This is a genomic window from Milkweed yellows phytoplasma str. MW1 (assembly GCF_000309485.1).
Lineage (GTDB): Bacteria > Bacillota_I > Bacilli_A > Acholeplasmatales > Acholeplasmataceae > Phytoplasma.
In genome coordinates this window covers 1-794 of the sequence record NZ_AKIL01000102.1, presented here as the reverse complement: position 1 = coordinate 794, position 794 = coordinate 1, and the positions used below count along the sequence as shown (strand labels likewise).

General features: G+C 22.2%; 1 pseudogene. It reads right to left on the bottom strand.

What is annotated here, in order from left to right:
• Positions 1-147: 147 nt before the first annotated feature.
• A pseudogene (locus RI76_RS03405) lies at positions 148-551 on the bottom strand (hypothetical protein); the annotation flags it as partial.
• Positions 552-794 lie beyond the last annotated feature (243 nt).

Here is a 794-nt window from a genome sequence, read left to right as displayed (position 1 = left end):
CGACATCGGAGAAACTTTGTTGATAACCTTTTTGTTTTAAAATAGTTTTAAATCTTTTAGCAGTATATTGGCTGATATAAAATATCACTCCTTAAAAAGTTTTTATTTTATATAGAATATTCAAAGAGGCAAACTGTCATAAAACTGTCAGTCTTGAAAAATATATTTATATTTAGGGTGTATCTTTTTCACCCGATAACCTTGTTTCGTTTTTGTTAAGAATAATTGAAGATATTTTAAATCTTCTGGTCGGTAATAGATGATATTTAGACTTTTCTTATAGTTTGTTTTGATAGGATTATTATATTTATCTAGTTTATTGGGTTCTAATTGGTATAATTATAAGTTTTCTAGTTTATGAAGATTGATTTTGCAAATTAATTCTTTGATGATATTTTTAGATGCATTTTTATAATTGATTTGAAAAAGATGATATAGGTGTTTAAATGTGTTATTTCAACTTTTAAAAAGAGTTTAAATCTAAAAGTAATAGTTTTTGGGGCATTAATAGATGATAAATTAGTATTAATTAAGGTTATTTTTGTTTGTTTAGAAATTACAAATTATTTTTTTGGAATCGTAATAATAAAAATATAACAACAAAAAAAGAATTTTAATAAATGGTTAATGTAAGAAATAAAAAAATATTTAAAATTTTCAAATTGAGACAAACATCAAAAAAACACATAAAATTAGATAAAAAAAGACTCCCAAAAGAAGAGCCTTTTAAAAGAATAATTTTCGAATATTTATTGTAATAATTTATTTTATACTTAGCAGATCGGAAGAGCGTC